This window comes from Shewanella sp. BF02_Schw (genome assembly GCF_014596695.2).
Lineage (GTDB): Bacteria > Pseudomonadota > Gammaproteobacteria > Enterobacterales > Shewanellaceae > Shewanella.
In genome coordinates this window covers 237,518-253,140 of sequence record NZ_JABKAW020000003.1, presented here as the reverse complement: position 1 = coordinate 253,140, position 15,623 = coordinate 237,518, and the positions used below count along the sequence as shown (strand labels likewise).

The window sequence follows — 15,623 nt, the reverse complement described above, 5'->3', positions numbered from 1 at the left end:
AATAGGGTTTCACTATAACTTAACCAAAAGACAAGTTTGATATATGTCTAAGTTTTACTATCTCTTTATGAGTAACCTTTCGCTTAACAAAAGTAAGTCAATATTCAAATAAGAAAGGAATGAACAAATGAAACTAAAATATCTGGTATCAGCGATGGCATTAGTGTTGCTCTCTTCTGGTACTGCAATGGCTAAAACTCCTGACATGGGTTCATTCCATGCTGACATGGGTAGTTGCCAGTCTTGTCACACCGATCCTATTAAAGTGAGTGATAGTGAAACTCATGAAAATGCTCAGTGTAAATCATGTCACGGAGATTACGCTGAACTGGCTAATGACAAATTGCAATTTGATCCACATGCTTCACATTTAGGTGATATTAACTGTACTAGTTGCCATAAAGGCCATGAAGCACCTCAATTTTACTGTAATGAATGTCATTCATTTGATATCAAGCCAATGCCATTTTCTGATGCCAAGAAGAAAAAACCTTGGGACAACGGATGGAATCAAGAAAAAATCCAAAAAGCGATCGCTGCTGGTCCACGCGAAACAACACAAGTATTAGTTGTGGGTGCGGGTAGCGCAGGTTTCAATGCTTCTTTATCTGCTAAAAAAGCGGGTGCCAATGTTATTTTGGTAGAAAAAGCGCCATTCAGTGGTGGTAATTCTATGATTTCAGCTGGTGGTATTAATGCTGTTGGGACTCCTCAACAAGCCGCTCATGGTGTTGATGATAAAGTTGAATGGTTTATCGAAGATACGATGAAAGGCGGGCGTCAGAAAAATGATATTAAATTAGTGACAATTCTTGCTGAAGAGTCAGCTAGTGCCGTTAAATGGTTAGAAGACTTAGGCGCGAACTTAGAAGACTTAAAACGCTCCGGTGGTGCTCGTGTTGACCGAACCCACCGTCCACATGGTGGTAAAAGCTCTGGTCCAGAAATTATTGATACTTTACGCCAAGCGGCTAAAGATCAGGGCATTGATACTCGCCTAAACTCTCGGGTTGTGAAACTTGTTATCAATGATGAACGCAATGTTGTCGGTGCGGTTGTTCATGGTAAACATACTGGCTATTACATGATTGGTGCTAAATCAGTTGTGTTAGCAACAGGTGGTTACGGCATGAATAAAGAAATGATTGCTTATTACCGTCCAACAATGAAAGACATGACCAGCTCAAACAACATTACAGCCACTGGTGATGGTGTGTTGATGGCAAAAGATATTGGCGCTAGCATGACAGATATCGATTGGGTTCAAGCTCACCCAACCATAGGTAAAGACAGTCGTATTCTGATTTCAGAAACGGTACGTGGTGTGGGCGCTGTGATGGTGAACAAAGATGGTAACCGTTTTGTTAGCGAGTTAACAACTCGTGATAAAGCATCTGGTGCCATCTTAAAACAACCAGGTAAGTTTGCTTGGATTATTTTTGATAACCAGTTATACAAAAAAGCCAAAATGGTACGCGGCTACGACCATTTAGAAATGCTTTATAAAGGCGATACTATTGAACAGTTAGCTAAGAGCACAGGTATGAAAGTCGCTGATTTAGCGAAAACAGTATCTGACTACAATGGTTATGTCAAAACAGGTGAAGACACTGCGTTTGGTCGTAAGGATATGCCATTAAATATGACACAAAGCCCTTATTACGCTGTAAAAGTAGCTCCAGGTATACATCACACTATGGGCGGAGTTGCTATTGACACTGATGCTTCAGTGCTTGATCTTCAAAGTAAGCCAATTGTTGGTTTGTTTGCTGCAGGTGAAGTTACTGGTGGTGTACATGGGTTTAACCGTTTAGGTGGTAATGCGATAGCTGATACTGTGGTATTTGGTCGAATTGCAGGAGATAACGCCGCCAAACATGCTCTAGAGACAAAATAGTTTAACTACATCTTTTTATCCCTTGCGTTACTTTTGGGTTAAGCCATATGGCTTAACCCTTTTTTTACGCCAAATTTGTACCAGTAGTGACAGTGAGTATCGCAATTATAATCACTATAATGGCAATAACATTAGCTATGATAATAACGCAATAAAAAAGCCGTAATGCTGGGCATTACGGCTTTTACTTGTGTAACTTAGCTTATTGTTTTCTAAAGTTTAAGCTCAGGTTCAATTGTTATAATTCAATTACATCAAATGTCACATTAGGATTCACGTCTGCTTCGTAATCGATACCATCAATACCAAAACCGAACAGCTTTAAAAACTCTTGTTTGTATTCATCATAGTCAGTGAGTTCGCTTAAATTTTCTGTGGTCACTAACGGCCATAAATCACGACAATGCTGCTGGATTTCTTCGCGAAGTTCCCAGTCATCAAGGCGTAAGCGATTTTCGCCATCAACAGCTGGTGCTTGGCCATCAACACGGTATAGGCGTTCACTGAATAAACGGTATATTTGTTCAATACAGTCTTCATGTAAGCCTTCTTGGCGCATTTTCTTAAATACCATGGCGATGTAAAGTGGCATTACTGGAATTGCTGAGCTCGCTTGAGTCACTACACTTTTTAACACTGCAACGTTAGCTGAGCCACCAGTAGCTGATAATTTGCTATCAAGGGCGTGAGCTGCACGATCTAAATCCATTTTGGCTTTGCCTAAAGCGCCATGCCAATAAATAGGCCAAGTCAATTCGGTACCAATGTAACTATAAGCAACCGTTTTGCAATTGTCAGCTAATACGCCAGCGTCGCTTAGCGCACTCATCCATAATTCCCAATCTTGGCCGCCCATTACAGTGACGGTATCAGCAATTTCTTGCTCAGTCGCAGGCTCTACCGAAGTGTCGATAATGGTGTTTTTATTGGTATCAACAGCCGTGGCAGTATACGTTTGGCCAATTGGCTTAAGTGATGAACGGATAACTTCACCGGTGTCAGGCATTTTACGTACTGGAGAAGCCAGTGAGTAAACCACCATGTCGATTTGACCTAAATCTTGCTTGATAAGCTCAATCACCTGTTGCTTTGCTTGATGGCTGAATGCATCACAGTTAATGCTTTTTGAATACAAGCCTTCTGCTTTAGCAAACTTATCAAATGCCGCGGTGTTGTACCAACCCGCTGTACCGGGTTTGGTTTCAGAGCTTGGTTTTTCGAAAAACACACCAATAGTGGCAGCGTCGCTACCAAATGCTGAGGTGATACGAGATGAAAGGCCATAGCCACTTGAAGAACCGACCACTAATACTTTTTTAGGCCCATTAGCAATTTTGCCTTTGGCCTTAATGAGTTGGATTTGTTCTTTAACGTTGGCTTCACAACCTACTGGATGAGTAGTGGTACAAATAAAGCCCCGAATTTTAGGTTTAATAATCATATTTAAGCTTCTTCCTTTAACATTGGCTCTAGGATAAATAGTTCGACGGCCAAATGGCACTGATTTTTTCTAAAACGCCCTCAAAACCACAGTGGTTGGAGCAGTTTAGCGCTTTTGCATAAATTGACTTTGTTCTTGAATGAGCCGTTGGGTGTATTCATGTTGTGGTGAAGTAAATAAGGCCTCAGTAGTTGATTTCTCGACCATATGACCATTTTGCAACACCATAATTTTATCGCTTACATGACGAATAATATTCAGATTATGTGATACAAAAATATACGATAATCCCATCTCTTTTTGCAGCTTTAATAGCAAATTAATAATCTGAGACCGGACCGATAAATCTAAAGCCGTTAGTGCTTCATCTGCAATAATAATTTTAGGGTTAAGCATTAAGGCACGTGCAACAGCGACACGCTGTTTTTGGCCTTCGGAAATCATGTGTGGATAAAACTCTGCGTGTTCAGGTAATAAGCCGACTTTTCTTAAGGTTTCAATCACCAATGTTTTTCGTTCAGTTGAACTTAATTGGGTATTAAACCGTAACGGTTCTTTAAGTAAGTTACCAATCGATAAACGTGGATTAAGCGAGGTTGTCGGATCTTGGAAAATCATCCGGATCAACCGACACCGTTGTTTTAAATTACGTGTTTCTAAAGCTTCACCTTCAAAAAATATGTCGCCGCCACTGCGTTGTTCAGCACCCACTAGAATTCGGGCGAGGGTACTTTTACCCGAGCCGACCGACCCCACAATAGCCAAGGTTTCACCACGACCGAGTTCAAATGAAACCGGAGAGAGAGCCTGATAATATTGAGGTTTAAAATGCTTATAACCGGTTAAGTATTGTTTACTTAAGTCGGTTACTTTAAGCAATGGCATCGTCATCTTCTTGCTCACTTTTATAAGGGAAATGGCAGGCAAAATAGCGGTCTTTAATATGTTCAAGATTAGGCTGTTTTACACATTGGCGTTGGGCTTCTGGGCAACGTGGACCAAGCCGACAACCGGCAGGTAAATGCTGCATCGACGGCGAAGAGCCTTGCAGTGTGGGTAAGTTAGCTTTATGACGCATTTTTTCAGTATGGTCAGGTAGATTTTTTAATAATGCCCGTGTGTAAGGATGATAAGGCATTGCTACCATTTCGCTAACAGGGCCTGATTCCATAACTTGACCACTGTACAAAATCGTTAAGTTATCACACCAGTGCACCATGGTTTCTAGCTCATGGCTAACCAATAAAATAGACACGTTTTGCAGTTGATTGAGTTGCGACAATAGTCTGAAAATTTGCGCTTGGGTGTTGAGCTCCATTGAGTTGGTTGGCTCATCGGCAATCAGCAATTTAGGATGATTCGCCACAGCCATCGCAATCATCACTTTTTGGCATTCGCCCTCAGACAATTCCCATGGATAGCACTTCATCAGTTGTTTTGGTTTTTTTATACCGACTTTGTGGAGCCATTTCTGCGCGTTTAAATAGGTCGCCTTTCCACGTCGCCAAAAAGGAATATTTTTGTTGGGTACCATAGCTTCAATCAATTGACTGCCAATGGTTTTAACCGGATCTAAACTGCCAGAAGGGTCTTGGAAAATCATCGCCATTTCACTGCCCATCAGGCAGCGTCGTTGCTTGGAACTCATTTCTAATAAGTTTTTTCCATCCCACATCATACGGTCAGCAATAATATGCCAATTAGGACCTAGTACGCCTAGAATCGCTTTGGCCAATAAACTGCGCCCAGAGCCAGATTCGCCAACAAGTCCATGGATTTCACCTGGATTAATAGTCAAACTGACTTTTTCGAGCACTTTCACAGTGCCCTCAGGTGTATCTAATTCAATGGTGAGATTACGAATATCGAGTAAAGGCATAGGTTAATTTCTTATCGGTGCAAGCGCAGAACGTAAACCATCGCCGACTAAGTTGACCGATAATACAGTAAACAAAATCGCGACACCTGGGATAGTAACGGTCCAAGGCGCAAGCAGTAAATTATCAAGCCCTTGTGCGACCATTGCACCCCATTCTGGACTCGGTGCTTGTGCACCAAGGTTTAAAAAACCGAGAGCGGCAATATCGAGTATTGCGGCAGATATTGCCATAGTGACCTGAATAATCACCACATCCCATACATTGGGCATGATGACATACCAAAAAACTTGTAACGAGTTGGCACCGTCTAATTTGGCAGCGGTAACATACTCTTTTTGAAGCTCTTCATGAACCGCTAGATGGATAGCACGCACAAATTGTGGAACCATCGCAATCCCAACGCCCCAAAACACATTATTAAGCCCAGGCCCCATAACTGCGACGACTAGAATAGCCATTAATAACGATGGGATAGACAATAATGCATCGAGCAAGTGGCTTAACACACTCGACTTTATGCCGTGCATCATTCCTGAAAGAGAACCAATAATAAAACCAAATATCAGCGATGCAGTAACAATTAATAATGACATGCCAAAGGTCAATTGTACGCCGTGTAAGATTCGACTAAAAATATCTCGTCCTAGATCGTCAGTTCCAAGGAAGTGTTCTACAGTACCTGCTGGATCCCATGATGGCGGTAAAAGTAATACTTGTTGGTCTTGCATCTCTGCTGAATAAGGCGCTATAAACGGGGCGAAAATAGTTAATATTAATAAAAAAATAACTGCCCATAGACCGATCACCGCAAATGGGTTAGCAGAAAATGTTTGCCACATTCGCCACATAGGCGAGGCTATATGGTCTTCTTGGTATATTTTAATTCGAGGCATACAATTCCTTTCTGCTCATAGGATTGATTGCGGTATGCAGTAAATCAATCAAAATGCTTAAGAAAATAATTAATAATGAAACAGATAAGATACCCGCTTGAATAACAGTATAGTCACGCTGGTAAATGCCCGACACTAACCAACTGCCAACCCCTGGCCACGAAAATATCACTTCAACCACAATGCCATAACTTGCAAATGATCCCAGCATTAAACCAATACTTTTTATTACCGGAATTAAGGCATTGGGCAAAACATGACGGAGTAGAATTTTAGCCGTGTGTAAACCGCGAGCTTCAGCTGCGCGGATATAGGTTTGATTCATCACATTTAAAATGGCTTGCCGGGTGATCCTCACTACCAATGTAAAAGGAAGTACCGCTAAAGTGACCGCCGGTAAAATCAAGTGTAATAAAGCATCATGAAACGCCGGAATGCGATAACTAGAATCGGATAATAAAGTGTCGACCAGCATAAAACCTGTCACAGGTTCAATTTCATAAAGTAAATTGATTTGCCCTGAAATAGGCAGCCAGCCGAGATTCACCCCAAACCACATAGATAAGGTCAAGCCGAGCCAAAATACCGGGATAGAATAGCCTGTTAAGGTGATGGCTAAAATACTGCGTTGCAGTGCTTTGTTATTACCTAATGCGGCTAGCACGCCAATGGGCACGCCAAAAAATACGGCAATAAAACCAGAAAACAATGATAATTCAAAAGACGCAGGTAGTACTGCTTCAAGCTCCTCCAATACCTCTTGCTGTGAGTTACTGGAAATACCAAAGTTACCCGATAAGCGCTGGCGCAAGTAGGCGGTAAACTGCAGTAATTGGTTATCATTTAGTTGATAGTCTTGCTCTATTTGCTGTTGTTGTTCAAGCGTGGGATATTGAACCCCAGACAGAGAATATGCTTTACTGACAGGAAACTGTCCTGATGCCATAAAGAGTACGGCCACCATGACTAGCGACGTGGCCATAAACAGGGTTATGCGACTAAAAAGATAACGCCACATTTATTCAGTTCCCTCTATTGCTTGAGTTGTTTTGGCGAAGGAAATACCGCCATAAGGCCTAATTTGCATGGCGGTAATATTACTCTTTTTCAATACCACTTTTTTGGCATGTGCGATTGTTACTAGCGGAACTTGATCGCTAATAATAGCTTCTGCTGATTGATAAAATGCTTTACGTTCAGGTTGAGTCGATACGCTCTGAGCTTGGGTTAACAGATGTTCAAAGTCTTTGTTGCACCAACGAGAGCGATTATTATTAGAAGCTAATGCGGCGCAGCTTAATAGTGGAGTGAAAAAGTTATCAGGATCGCTATTATCCGCATTCCAACCAATAAGCACTGAATCATAATTGGAACTGGCTAACTTCTGAGTGAATACACTCCAATCATAGCTAATGATATTCAGTTTTACGCCAATACGGGCTAGATCGGCTTGAATGAGCTCCGCTGTTTTCAATGCACTCGGATTATAAATTCGCGCCACTGGCATGGCCCACACATTAATGGATAAGTTAGATACACCTGCTTGGTGCAGTAATACTTTGGCTTTTTCAGGGTTATATTCATTTGGAGATAAGTTTTTGCTGTAAGCCCAAGATGCCGGAGGTAAAACGCCTGTCGCCTCCACAGCAGTATCGTTATATACCACGTCTAGAATATTATTTTTATCGATAGCATGCGCAAGTGCGCGTCTTACACGAACATCATCTAATGGCGGTTTTTGAGTGTTAAATGCCCAAAATGCGACGTTCAATCCAGGTTTTGCATCGATAATAATATCTTTATGTTGGTCAAGCACTGCCAGTTCACCAGCTTTAGGTAATGCTGAAACGCTGCAGTCTCCGGTAATTAATTTAGCAATACGTGCGGTGCTTCTGGGGGTGATATCAAACACTAATTGATCAAGCTCGACCTTAGGGCCCCAATAAACTGGATTCTTTTTGTAGCGAATATATTCATTTTTCACATACTGGCTAAGCTGAAAAGGTCCTGTGCCTACCGCGTAATAATCGATATCTTCAGGTGTGCCTTGCGCTAACAGTTGATAACCATATTCTGCTGACAACACTACGGCAAAATCAGTGGCGAGATTAGATAAAAAAGAAGCGTCTTTCCGAGTTAAATGAAACATAACCTGGTAGTCGTTTACTTTTTCAATGTAGCCAATTAAATCAGCAAAACCAATGCTTTGAAAAAATGGATAACCGGTTCTACTGACTAAGTGATAGGGATGCAGTGGATCAATAATCCGATTAAACGAAAACAACACATCATCTGCATTAAAGTCTCTTGCAGGAGTAAAATGGCGGGTCTTATGAAAACTCACATGTTGACGTAAAGTAAATAGATAACTTAAACCATCATCGGACACCTGCCATGATGTCGCCAAACCAGGTGTGATTTCGGCTTTTTCTTGGCTGTAATTGACGAGTCTACTGTAAATTTGATGTGAAGTTGCATCAATAGTGGTGCCTGATGTAACAAGCTGAGGGTTAAAGCTTTCAGGGTTACCTTCACTGCAATACACAAGGCCAGAAGGCAATTGCACTTGTCCGCATGCAGCCAGCATGATGCTGGAGAGACATAAAGACATCTGCTGATACCAGCGTTTTACTATAACAGGCATAGTGTGATCATTTTTTATCGACTTTGAGTGGGTATTTTAACAGTGTTCATTGCATTGGGGCAATGAGCATATCCAAGCTTGATTCAGCTCTTGTCGAGTAAATTGTACTTTTTCAAAATACCTCGAAGCTGATGGTAGCTTAAGCCCAATAAATCGGCGGTTTTTTTCTGATTATATTGGCCTTCAGCTAATGCTCGTTGCAATAGTTCTATTTCGCTGTTTTCGGTGTATTCTTTAAAATCTATCGGGAATTCGATGCTATTAAGCACCACAGATGTTTCCGTTTTAATATTTAACTCAGCCGATTCCGTCACTGGTGTTGGTGCATGTTCTATTTGATTTAATTGACGTTCGCGGGTTTTGACACGATTTACAGGACGATAGGGAGATGCAAAAGGATCTAAAATAATATGATCAATCTCTTGGCCATCAGCGCCTTCACGGTAAACACTTCGCTCGACGACATTCTTTAATTCTCGGATATTTCCTGGCCAGCTGTGCATCATTAATTGTTCTACCGCCAACGGACTAAAGCCACTAAAATATTCCAGTGATAGTTGCCTTGCCATGCTAATCGCAAAATGTTCGGCCAATGGCATAATGTCTTCGGTTCTATGTCTTAATGGTGGCAAGGTGATCACATCAAAGGCTAAACGATCGAGTAAATCCGCTCGGAATTCACCATTGTCAGCCAAGGTAGGTAAATCTTCATTGGCAGCACAAATCAGTCGCACATCAGATTGAACCGTTTTACTGCCACCGACTCGTTCAAATTCACCATATTCGATGACACGTAATAACTTTTCTTGGATTAATCCAGAAGTGTTGGCTAATTCATCTAAAAACAGTGTTCCGCCATCGGCGCGTTCAAAACGGCCTTCGTGTCGTCCTTTCGCACCCGTAAATGCACCAGATTCATGGCCAAAGAGTTCACTTTCGAGTAAGTTTTCACTTAATGAAGAACAATTGAGTTTAATAAAGCTTTGATCCCAACGAGGGGATAAGTAATGTAGTCGTTCGGCAATTAATTCTTTACCCGTACCGCGCTCACCAATAATGAGCACCGGCTTAGATAATGGCGCGACTTTAGACACATGTTCTAATACTTCAAGCAGTGCATTAGATTGGCCGATGAGATTGTCTTGCTGGAATTGTTTGCTCACAGTTAGCTTACTCGCAAAATTGTTAGTGAATTAGACTAATAATTGGTGAAAATCATAATAAATGGCTTGAGTGTTAAAAGAAAGCAAAAGTTAAATATTTGTTTAAGTATATGATGTTGTTGCATTTGTAAATGTTGGCACGTAATGTGTAATACCAACTGCGACATCCACGTTAATTTTGAGGAACACATTATGGGAATTTTCTCTCGCTTCGCAGATATCGTTAATTCAAATATCAGCGCAATACTTGATAAAGCCGAAGATCCAGAAAAAATGGTCCGTCTTATCATTCAAGAAATGGAAGACACACTTGTTGAAGTACGTTCAACCTCCGCTAAAGTATTGGCAGAGAAAAAAGAATTACTTCGCCGGATTGCTCGTGTTCAAGAGCAAGTTCAAGATTGGCAGAATAAAGCTGAGTTAGCGTTATCCAAAGATCGTGAAGACTTAGCCAAAGCCGCGTTGAGTGAAAAGCAAAAAACGGTTGGTTTATTGCAAGCGCTTGAGATGGAACTGCAAGTTGTTGAAGAGCATGTCGCTCGTTTAAAAGATGAAATCGCTCAACTTCAAGAAAAATTGAATGATGCTCGTGCTCGTCAAAAAACCATCATTATGCGTAAGCAAACTGCCACTTCACGTTTAGAAGTCAAAAAGCAGCTTGATTCAAGCAAAATCGATGATGCAATGATGAAGTTTGAACAATACGAGCGCCGAGTTGAAGGACTTGAAGCACAAGTAGAATCATATGATTTAGGTAAAAAGAACGTTCTAGCTGACGAGTTTGCAGCATTAGAAGCAGAAGATTCTGTGAATGATGAATTAGCAGCATTAAAAGCAAAAATGAGTGCGAAAGCACAACCTAAATCTAAAGCGTAAATTTATTCAGAGGTGAGTTATGGATATGGATCTTCTTATTGCACCAATTATCATCTTTATGGTTGTTGTGGCACCTATCTGGTTGGTTCTTCATTATCGCAGTAAGCGACAAGTGAGCCAGGGGCTCACCGAGGAAGAATTTAATCAGCTTAATGGTCTCATTGCGAAAGCTGAAAAAATGAGCGGTCGCATTGAAACATTAGAAGCGATTTTAGATACTGAATCACCAGAATGGAGAGCAAAACATGGTCCCATCTAATGGTCGTACTCTATACCGCAACCCAAAAAATGGTAAAGTGGCTGGGGTGTGTTCAGGTATTGCAGATTACTTTAACTTTGAAACATGGCTAGTGCGAGTCATTGCTGTGTCGATATTCTTACTCGGTGGAACAGGGATTGTGTTTGTTGTTTATATTGCCTTATGGATGATATTAGACATCAAACCACAAAACTTAGACAACAAAGAAAATCACAAAGATATTGAAATTAAAAAGAAAATTTGGCAAGCAGGTGAACCTGCAAAGCAAGCGTTGTTTGATGTTAATCGTCAATTTAACGGATTAGAACTCCGTTTAAGACGACTCGAAGAACATGTCACCTCAGACAACTTTGATCTTAAACGCCAAATCAATAGTCTTTAATCCTTCTAATGGGCGGTTATCCGCCCGTGTTTTTTGGGGAGCCATCAGCCATCATGAGATTTTTAGATCGTTCCTTGTTTAAAGTCAGCCAAACCGCTCAGTCTATTGTTAACCGCAGTACCGATCGTCATGTCAGATTAGCCGTCACTGGGTTATCCGGTGCAGGTAAAACCGCTTTTATTAGTGGCTTAGTAAATCAGTTATTGCATGCAGGAAAAGGCGCCAAGCACAATCCTTTACCATTATGGCAAGTGGCACGCGAAGGTCGGTTAATTGCTGTCAATCGCGCTATGCAACCCGATTTAGACATTGCCAGTTTTGATTATCAAGGTGCAATGAATGCATTATGTTCGTCGCCTCCTTATTGGCCTGCTTCAACCAAAAACATTACCGAATTACGTTTAGCCATTAAGTATCAGCCTCAACAAGGTTTGTTAGCTAAATTAACAGATACCGCAACCTTGTACGTAGATATTGTTGATTATCCTGGTGAGTGGTTACTTGATTTACCGATGCTTAAACAAGATTTTACTCAATGGTGTTTATCACAACAGGTTAATGTGACATGTTTACGTCACTCGCCCTTATTTAGCGCATTCAATCAAGCTGTAGAGACATTAGAGTTAAGCCAATTAGCTGATGAACAGCACCTTAAGTACATTGCTGACTTGTATCAAACTTTATTGGTCGACTTGGTTAGACAACAGGGATTTTATCACGCTCAACCAGGGCGTATGTTGTTACCGGGCGAATACGAAAATACCCCGTTATTGACATTTTTCCCATTGCTTACCTTAAGCCCAATTCAGCACTCAGAATTATCAGCAAGCCCAAGCGATTCAAATTATCATGTCCTTAAGCGCCGTTATGAGCAGTACGTATCACAAGTTGTTAAGCCATTTTACCGCGACTACTTTTCTCGATTTGATCGCCAACTAGTGTTGGTTGATTGTTTAAACGCACTTAATCATGGTCAGGCACAGTTTAATGACATGGGGCGCGCATTAAACAGCATTATGGAAAGTTTTCAGTTTGGCCAGTCGAGCTTAATTAAACGTTTATTTTCACCGCGGATAGACAAAGTGTTATTTGCTGCCAGCCAAGTAGACAGAGTGACCCGTGATCAGCAAAGCCATGTGCTTAGTTTGTTAACCGCAATGCTGCAACAAAGCCAGCATTATGCCAACTTTGAAGGCAGTGAAGTTGAAACCATGGCGATAAGTGCGATTAAGGCTACTCAACACGGGATGGTTAATATAGAGGGTGTTCAACAAGAAGTGGTAAAAGGCACTGGGCTTGATGGTAAGCAAGTCACCGTATACCCAGGAGATGTGCCCACATCATTACCCGATGCAGAGTTTTGGCAACAACAAGGGTTTAGCTTTAGTGCTTTTCTACCGCCCAATTTGAGCCATATCCACGATAATAATCCGCAATTCGAACACATTCGTCTCGACCATCTCTTGGAGTTTCTATTAGGCGATAAATTGTCTTAATGGTTTTATTTTGAGAATAAATGTGAGCATTAGTTATGAATGAACCTACACGTAATTCGCCGATAAAAAAATCGCAAATATTTACCGATTCAGATCTTATTGTGACAGATGAGATTCAATCGGCTGAAGAAGCAATTAAGCCGACTAAATCATTTGAAGAAGTTGACTTTATTTGTGAGCAATCGCTAACAGAATTGCCAGCAGCAATGGAAGACAGCATTAAACCTGCAAAGGCTAAGCGTTGGTCGTTATTGGCTATATTATCGGTAATTGGTTTGGTGTTATTGGTTATCGTACAAACCGTGATGGGGTTACTTGACTCTTTTCAACAAAGTCCGTGGTTATTTGGTTTTTATGCTTCTGTGTTATCCATTGTTAGCTTATGGGCCACGGTCATTACGATTAAAGAATGGCGTAAGTTGGTTAATCTTAAACAAGTCAGTGATCATCAAAGCACAGCTGAACGATTATCCCAAAGCATGCAAATGGGCGAAGCCAAAACGTTTTTGGCACCAATATTAGCCAAATACCCAAATAATCAGGCTAAACAACAATATTTACAAGCCTGTAGCCATGAACATAATGATGCAGAAATCGTGTTGTTATTCGAAGATATCGTGTTATCCGACCGCGATTTACTGGCCAAGAAACGCGTTAACCGCTTTGCTGCTGAGTCGGCATTATTATTAGCCGCAAGCCCTTTAGCTGCGCTGGATATGGCTATTATCTTGTGGCGAAATCAAAAAATGATTAATGAAGTCGCTGCCATTTATGCCGTGGAGCTGGGTTACTGGAGCCGCATAAAACTGATTCGTAGTATTGTGACGAATATTATTTATGCTGGCAGTACCGAGGTGATTACCGATTTAGGTACCCAATTATTATCAGTAGAAATGACCGGCAAGGTGTCTGCTCGGATTGCACAAGGACTTGGTGGTGGTTTACTTACCGCAAGGTTAGGTTATCAAGCCATGAGCTTGTGCCGGCCGATTGCATTTAACAAACACAACAAGCCTAAATTATCCCACGTTCATCAACATTTACTCGGTGAATTAAAGCAGTTTACTTCGTCAATGATGTCTAAAAATAAACAGAAACAAACTCAGTCAGCTGATAATAGCGAATAAATTAGTGTTTTTTTTGTACAATTCAGTTTTGTTGACTACAGTTAGCCTCCGATTCGGAAACGTATAGCGTTCTGAATCGTTCGAGCTTGGTAATGGAGAAGGACGCATACCAGCAAACTAAGGAAGGAAAGGAGAATCTAATGAAATCATTGTCATTAACTGCATTATTAATGGGTTTATGTTGTTTGTTAAGTAGTCATTCTTACGCCGCTGAAACGGTAAAGACAATGGCAGAGCCCACAAAACAAGCCACAAAATCGATGGAGAAAAAGTCAACGGCTATGCAAAAGGTCAATATCAATAAAGCCAGCGCTGAAGAATTACAAGCGCTGAAAGGTATTGGGCAAGCCAAAGCAAAAGCGATTGTTGACTATCGAACCAAAAACGGCAAATTTACCGATCTGAAACAGTTAACCATGGTGACAGGAATTGGTGAAAAGTTAGTCAGCCAGAATACTGAGAATATGAGTTTCTAAATGAGACGCCTGTTTATACAAAAACGGAAGCAATTGCTTCCGTTTTTTATATCAGCGAGCCCAAATGCAGGTTAACTAATGCAGCTTAACTAATACAGGTAAACTATTGTGCATTAAGTGCCTGGCCATTGGTGTCGATAGATTCATTACCCATTAAGAATAAATAAGTCGGCATAATTTGTTCAGCTGTTTTTAGTGTTTGTGGATCTTCAGCAGGATAAGCTTTTGCACGCATTTCTGTACGAGTCGCGCCTGGGTTAATACTATTAACCCTTACAGAGGTATTATCACATTCATCAGCTAACACTTGCATCATGCCTTCAGTGGCAAATTTAGAAAATGCATAAGGTCCCCAATAAGCACGACCTTTACGTCCAACACCGCTAGAAGTAAACACAATTGAAGCATGCTCGGCTTTACGCATAATAGGCAATAATGACTTGGTCATGATGGCTTGAGCCGTGACATTGACCTTTAAAATGGTTTCAAGCGAGGTTAAATCGATATGCTCAAATGGACCTAATGCCCCCAACTGAGATGCGTTATGCAATAAACCATCTAAATGACCAAACTGCTCGGCAATGGTGTCTGCCATATCAATATAATTCTGTTCGGTCGCGCCTTTCATATCTAACGGTACAATGGCTGGCTTTGGATAACCGGCATTAACAATTTCATCGTATACGTTTTCGAGTTTTTTAACGGTCTTACCGAGCAAAATTACCGTTGCGCCGTGTTTGGCAAATTCGATTGATGCTGCACGACCAATACCGTCTCCAGCGCCCGTAACCAAGATTGTTTTGTTATTGAGTAAATCTTTTGCAGCTTGATATTCCAACATGATTGATTATTTCCTCTTAGCGCAATCGCCCGTCAAATCTAGTACCGGATAAAAAATAAACGACCGTTTGAAACAAATGATTAATAATTGTATGAGAATAGGTCATTTGCATGTAACAAACTTGTAGCTAACTCAATAATTTTACGTTAACTTGAGAATAGTTAAGGACTAACATAAGTCCTTATGGTCGCATGATAGGACTATTGTGACCAATTCTTGGGGAAAACAAAATTATTAAAACAAGATTT

At 41.0% G+C, this 15,623-nt stretch carries 15 protein-coding genes; 7 read left to right on the top strand and 8 right to left on the bottom strand.

Annotated features, from left to right (window positions below; all coding sequences use genetic code 11):
- Nucleotides 1-127 precede the first annotated feature (127 nt).
- Complete coding sequence (locus HNW13_RS13760; protein ID WP_192115996.1) at nucleotides 128-1,897, top strand: flavocytochrome c; 1,770 nt, start codon at nucleotides 128-130, stop codon at nucleotides 1,895-1,897.
- A gap of 238 nt (nucleotides 1,898-2,135) precedes the next feature.
- On the opposite strand, the gene fabV is transcribed toward HNW13_RS13760, so the two are convergent.
- From fabV to pspF, 7 genes are all read right to left on the bottom strand, one after another.
- Complete coding sequence (fabV, locus tag HNW13_RS13755) at nucleotides 2,136-3,338, bottom strand: enoyl-ACP reductase FabV (protein WP_182743734.1); 1,203 nt, start codon at nucleotides 3,336-3,338, stop codon at nucleotides 2,136-2,138.
- Between the two features lie 105 nt (nucleotides 3,339-3,443).
- A complete protein-coding gene (locus tag HNW13_RS13750) occupies nucleotides 3,444-4,229 on the bottom strand; it encodes an ABC transporter ATP-binding protein (protein WP_011638034.1) in 786 nt (261 codons plus the stop codon).
- The gene (locus HNW13_RS13745) at nucleotides 4,210-5,217 is read right to left on the bottom strand and encodes an oligopeptide/dipeptide ABC transporter ATP-binding protein (RefSeq protein WP_101087861.1); all 1,008 of its coding nucleotides are present in this window, start codon (nucleotides 5,215-5,217) and stop codon (nucleotides 4,210-4,212) included. The genes HNW13_RS13750 and HNW13_RS13745 overlap by 20 nt, the downstream gene beginning before the upstream one ends.
- 3 nt (nucleotides 5,218-5,220) lie before the next feature.
- A complete protein-coding gene (locus tag HNW13_RS13740; protein WP_101087863.1) occupies nucleotides 5,221-6,111 on the bottom strand; it encodes an ABC transporter permease subunit in 891 nt (296 codons plus the stop codon).
- The gene (locus tag HNW13_RS13735; RefSeq protein WP_101087865.1) at nucleotides 6,098-7,129 is read right to left on the bottom strand and encodes an ABC transporter permease subunit; all 1,032 of its coding nucleotides are present in this window, start codon (nucleotides 7,127-7,129) and stop codon (nucleotides 6,098-6,100) included. The genes HNW13_RS13740 and HNW13_RS13735 overlap by 14 nt, the downstream gene beginning before the upstream one ends.
- Entirely contained in the window at nucleotides 7,130-8,755 is a 1,626-nt protein-coding gene (locus tag HNW13_RS13730) for an ABC transporter substrate-binding protein (protein ID WP_192115995.1), read from the bottom strand.
- Between the two features lie 83 nt (nucleotides 8,756-8,838).
- Nucleotides 8,839-9,918, bottom strand: a complete 1,080-nt coding sequence (gene pspF / locus HNW13_RS13725; RefSeq protein WP_101087869.1) for a phage shock protein operon transcriptional activator — start codon at nucleotides 9,916-9,918, stop codon at nucleotides 8,839-8,841.
- 192 nt (nucleotides 9,919-10,110) lie between these two features.
- Between pspF and pspA the strand changes: the two genes are divergently transcribed.
- The 6 genes from pspA (at nucleotide 10,111) to HNW13_RS13695 (ending at nucleotide 14,534) form a co-directional block, all read left to right on the top strand.
- Nucleotides 10,111-10,794, top strand: a complete 684-nt coding sequence (gene pspA / locus HNW13_RS13720; RefSeq protein WP_162022729.1) for a phage shock protein PspA — start codon at nucleotides 10,111-10,113, stop codon at nucleotides 10,792-10,794.
- A 19-nt stretch (nucleotides 10,795-10,813) separates the two neighbouring features.
- A complete protein-coding gene (gene pspB, locus HNW13_RS13715) occupies nucleotides 10,814-11,053 on the top strand; it encodes an envelope stress response membrane protein PspB (RefSeq protein WP_086019761.1) in 240 nt (79 codons plus the stop codon).
- Nucleotides 11,040-11,435: an envelope stress response membrane protein PspC gene (gene pspC, locus HNW13_RS13710; protein WP_101087871.1), complete on the top strand. Its 396-nt coding sequence runs from the start codon at nucleotides 11,040-11,042 to the stop codon at nucleotides 11,433-11,435. Before pspB ends, pspC begins: the two co-directional genes overlap by 14 nt.
- 53 nt (nucleotides 11,436-11,488) lie before the next feature.
- A complete protein-coding gene (locus HNW13_RS13705) occupies nucleotides 11,489-12,931 on the top strand; it encodes a YcjX family protein (RefSeq protein ID WP_192115994.1) in 1,443 nt (480 codons plus the stop codon).
- A 35-nt stretch (nucleotides 12,932-12,966) separates the two neighbouring features.
- Complete coding sequence (locus HNW13_RS13700; RefSeq protein WP_192115993.1) at nucleotides 12,967-14,058, top strand: TIGR01620 family protein; 1,092 nt, start codon at nucleotides 12,967-12,969, stop codon at nucleotides 14,056-14,058.
- 140 nt (nucleotides 14,059-14,198) lie between these two features.
- Entirely contained in the window at nucleotides 14,199-14,534 is a 336-nt protein-coding gene (locus tag HNW13_RS13695; protein WP_101087875.1) for a helix-hairpin-helix domain-containing protein, read from the top strand.
- A 103-nt stretch (nucleotides 14,535-14,637) separates the two neighbouring features.
- On the opposite strand, the gene HNW13_RS13690 is transcribed toward HNW13_RS13695, so the two are convergent.
- Nucleotides 14,638-15,375 (bottom strand): YciK family oxidoreductase, encoded by a 738-nt coding sequence (locus tag HNW13_RS13690; protein ID WP_011638022.1) that lies wholly within the window; start codon nucleotides 15,373-15,375, stop codon nucleotides 14,638-14,640.
- Between the last annotated feature and the right edge of the window lie 248 nt (nucleotides 15,376-15,623).

Excerpts from the sequence above, each read along its gene's own strand:
- pspC (WP_101087871.1), top strand. The coding sequence starts at position 11,040 with ATGGTCCCATCTAATGGTCGTACTCTATACCGCAACCCAAAAAATGGT.
- HNW13_RS13730 (WP_192115995.1), bottom strand. The coding sequence starts at position 8,755 with ATGCCTGTTATAGTAAAACGCTGGTATCAGCAGATGTCTTTATGTCTC.
- fabV (WP_182743734.1), bottom strand. The coding sequence starts at position 3,338 with ATGATTATTAAACCTAAAATTCGGGGCTTTATTTGTACCACTACTCAT.
- HNW13_RS13735 (WP_101087865.1), bottom strand. The coding sequence starts at position 7,129 with ATGTGGCGTTATCTTTTTAGTCGCATAACCCTGTTTATGGCCACGTCG.
- pspB (WP_086019761.1), top strand. The coding sequence starts at position 10,814 with ATGGATATGGATCTTCTTATTGCACCAATTATCATCTTTATGGTTGTT.
- HNW13_RS13760 (WP_192115996.1), top strand. The coding sequence starts at position 128 with ATGAAACTAAAATATCTGGTATCAGCGATGGCATTAGTGTTGCTCTCT.
- HNW13_RS13690 (WP_011638022.1), bottom strand. The coding sequence starts at position 15,375 with ATGTTGGAATATCAAGCTGCAAAAGATTTACTCAATAACAAAACAATC.
- pspA (WP_162022729.1), top strand. The coding sequence starts at position 10,111 with ATGGGAATTTTCTCTCGCTTCGCAGATATCGTTAATTCAAATATCAGC.
- HNW13_RS13695 (WP_101087875.1), top strand. The coding sequence starts at position 14,199 with ATGAAATCATTGTCATTAACTGCATTATTAATGGGTTTATGTTGTTTG.
- HNW13_RS13700 (WP_192115993.1), top strand. The coding sequence starts at position 12,967 with ATGAATGAACCTACACGTAATTCGCCGATAAAAAAATCGCAAATATTT.
- HNW13_RS13705 (WP_192115994.1), top strand. The coding sequence starts at position 11,489 with ATGAGATTTTTAGATCGTTCCTTGTTTAAAGTCAGCCAAACCGCTCAG.
- HNW13_RS13750 (WP_011638034.1), bottom strand. The coding sequence starts at position 4,229 with ATGACGATGCCATTGCTTAAAGTAACCGACTTAAGTAAACAATACTTA.
- HNW13_RS13745 (WP_101087861.1), bottom strand. The coding sequence starts at position 5,217 with ATGCCTTTACTCGATATTCGTAATCTCACCATTGAATTAGATACACCT.
- HNW13_RS13740 (WP_101087863.1), bottom strand. The coding sequence starts at position 6,111 with ATGCCTCGAATTAAAATATACCAAGAAGACCATATAGCCTCGCCTATG.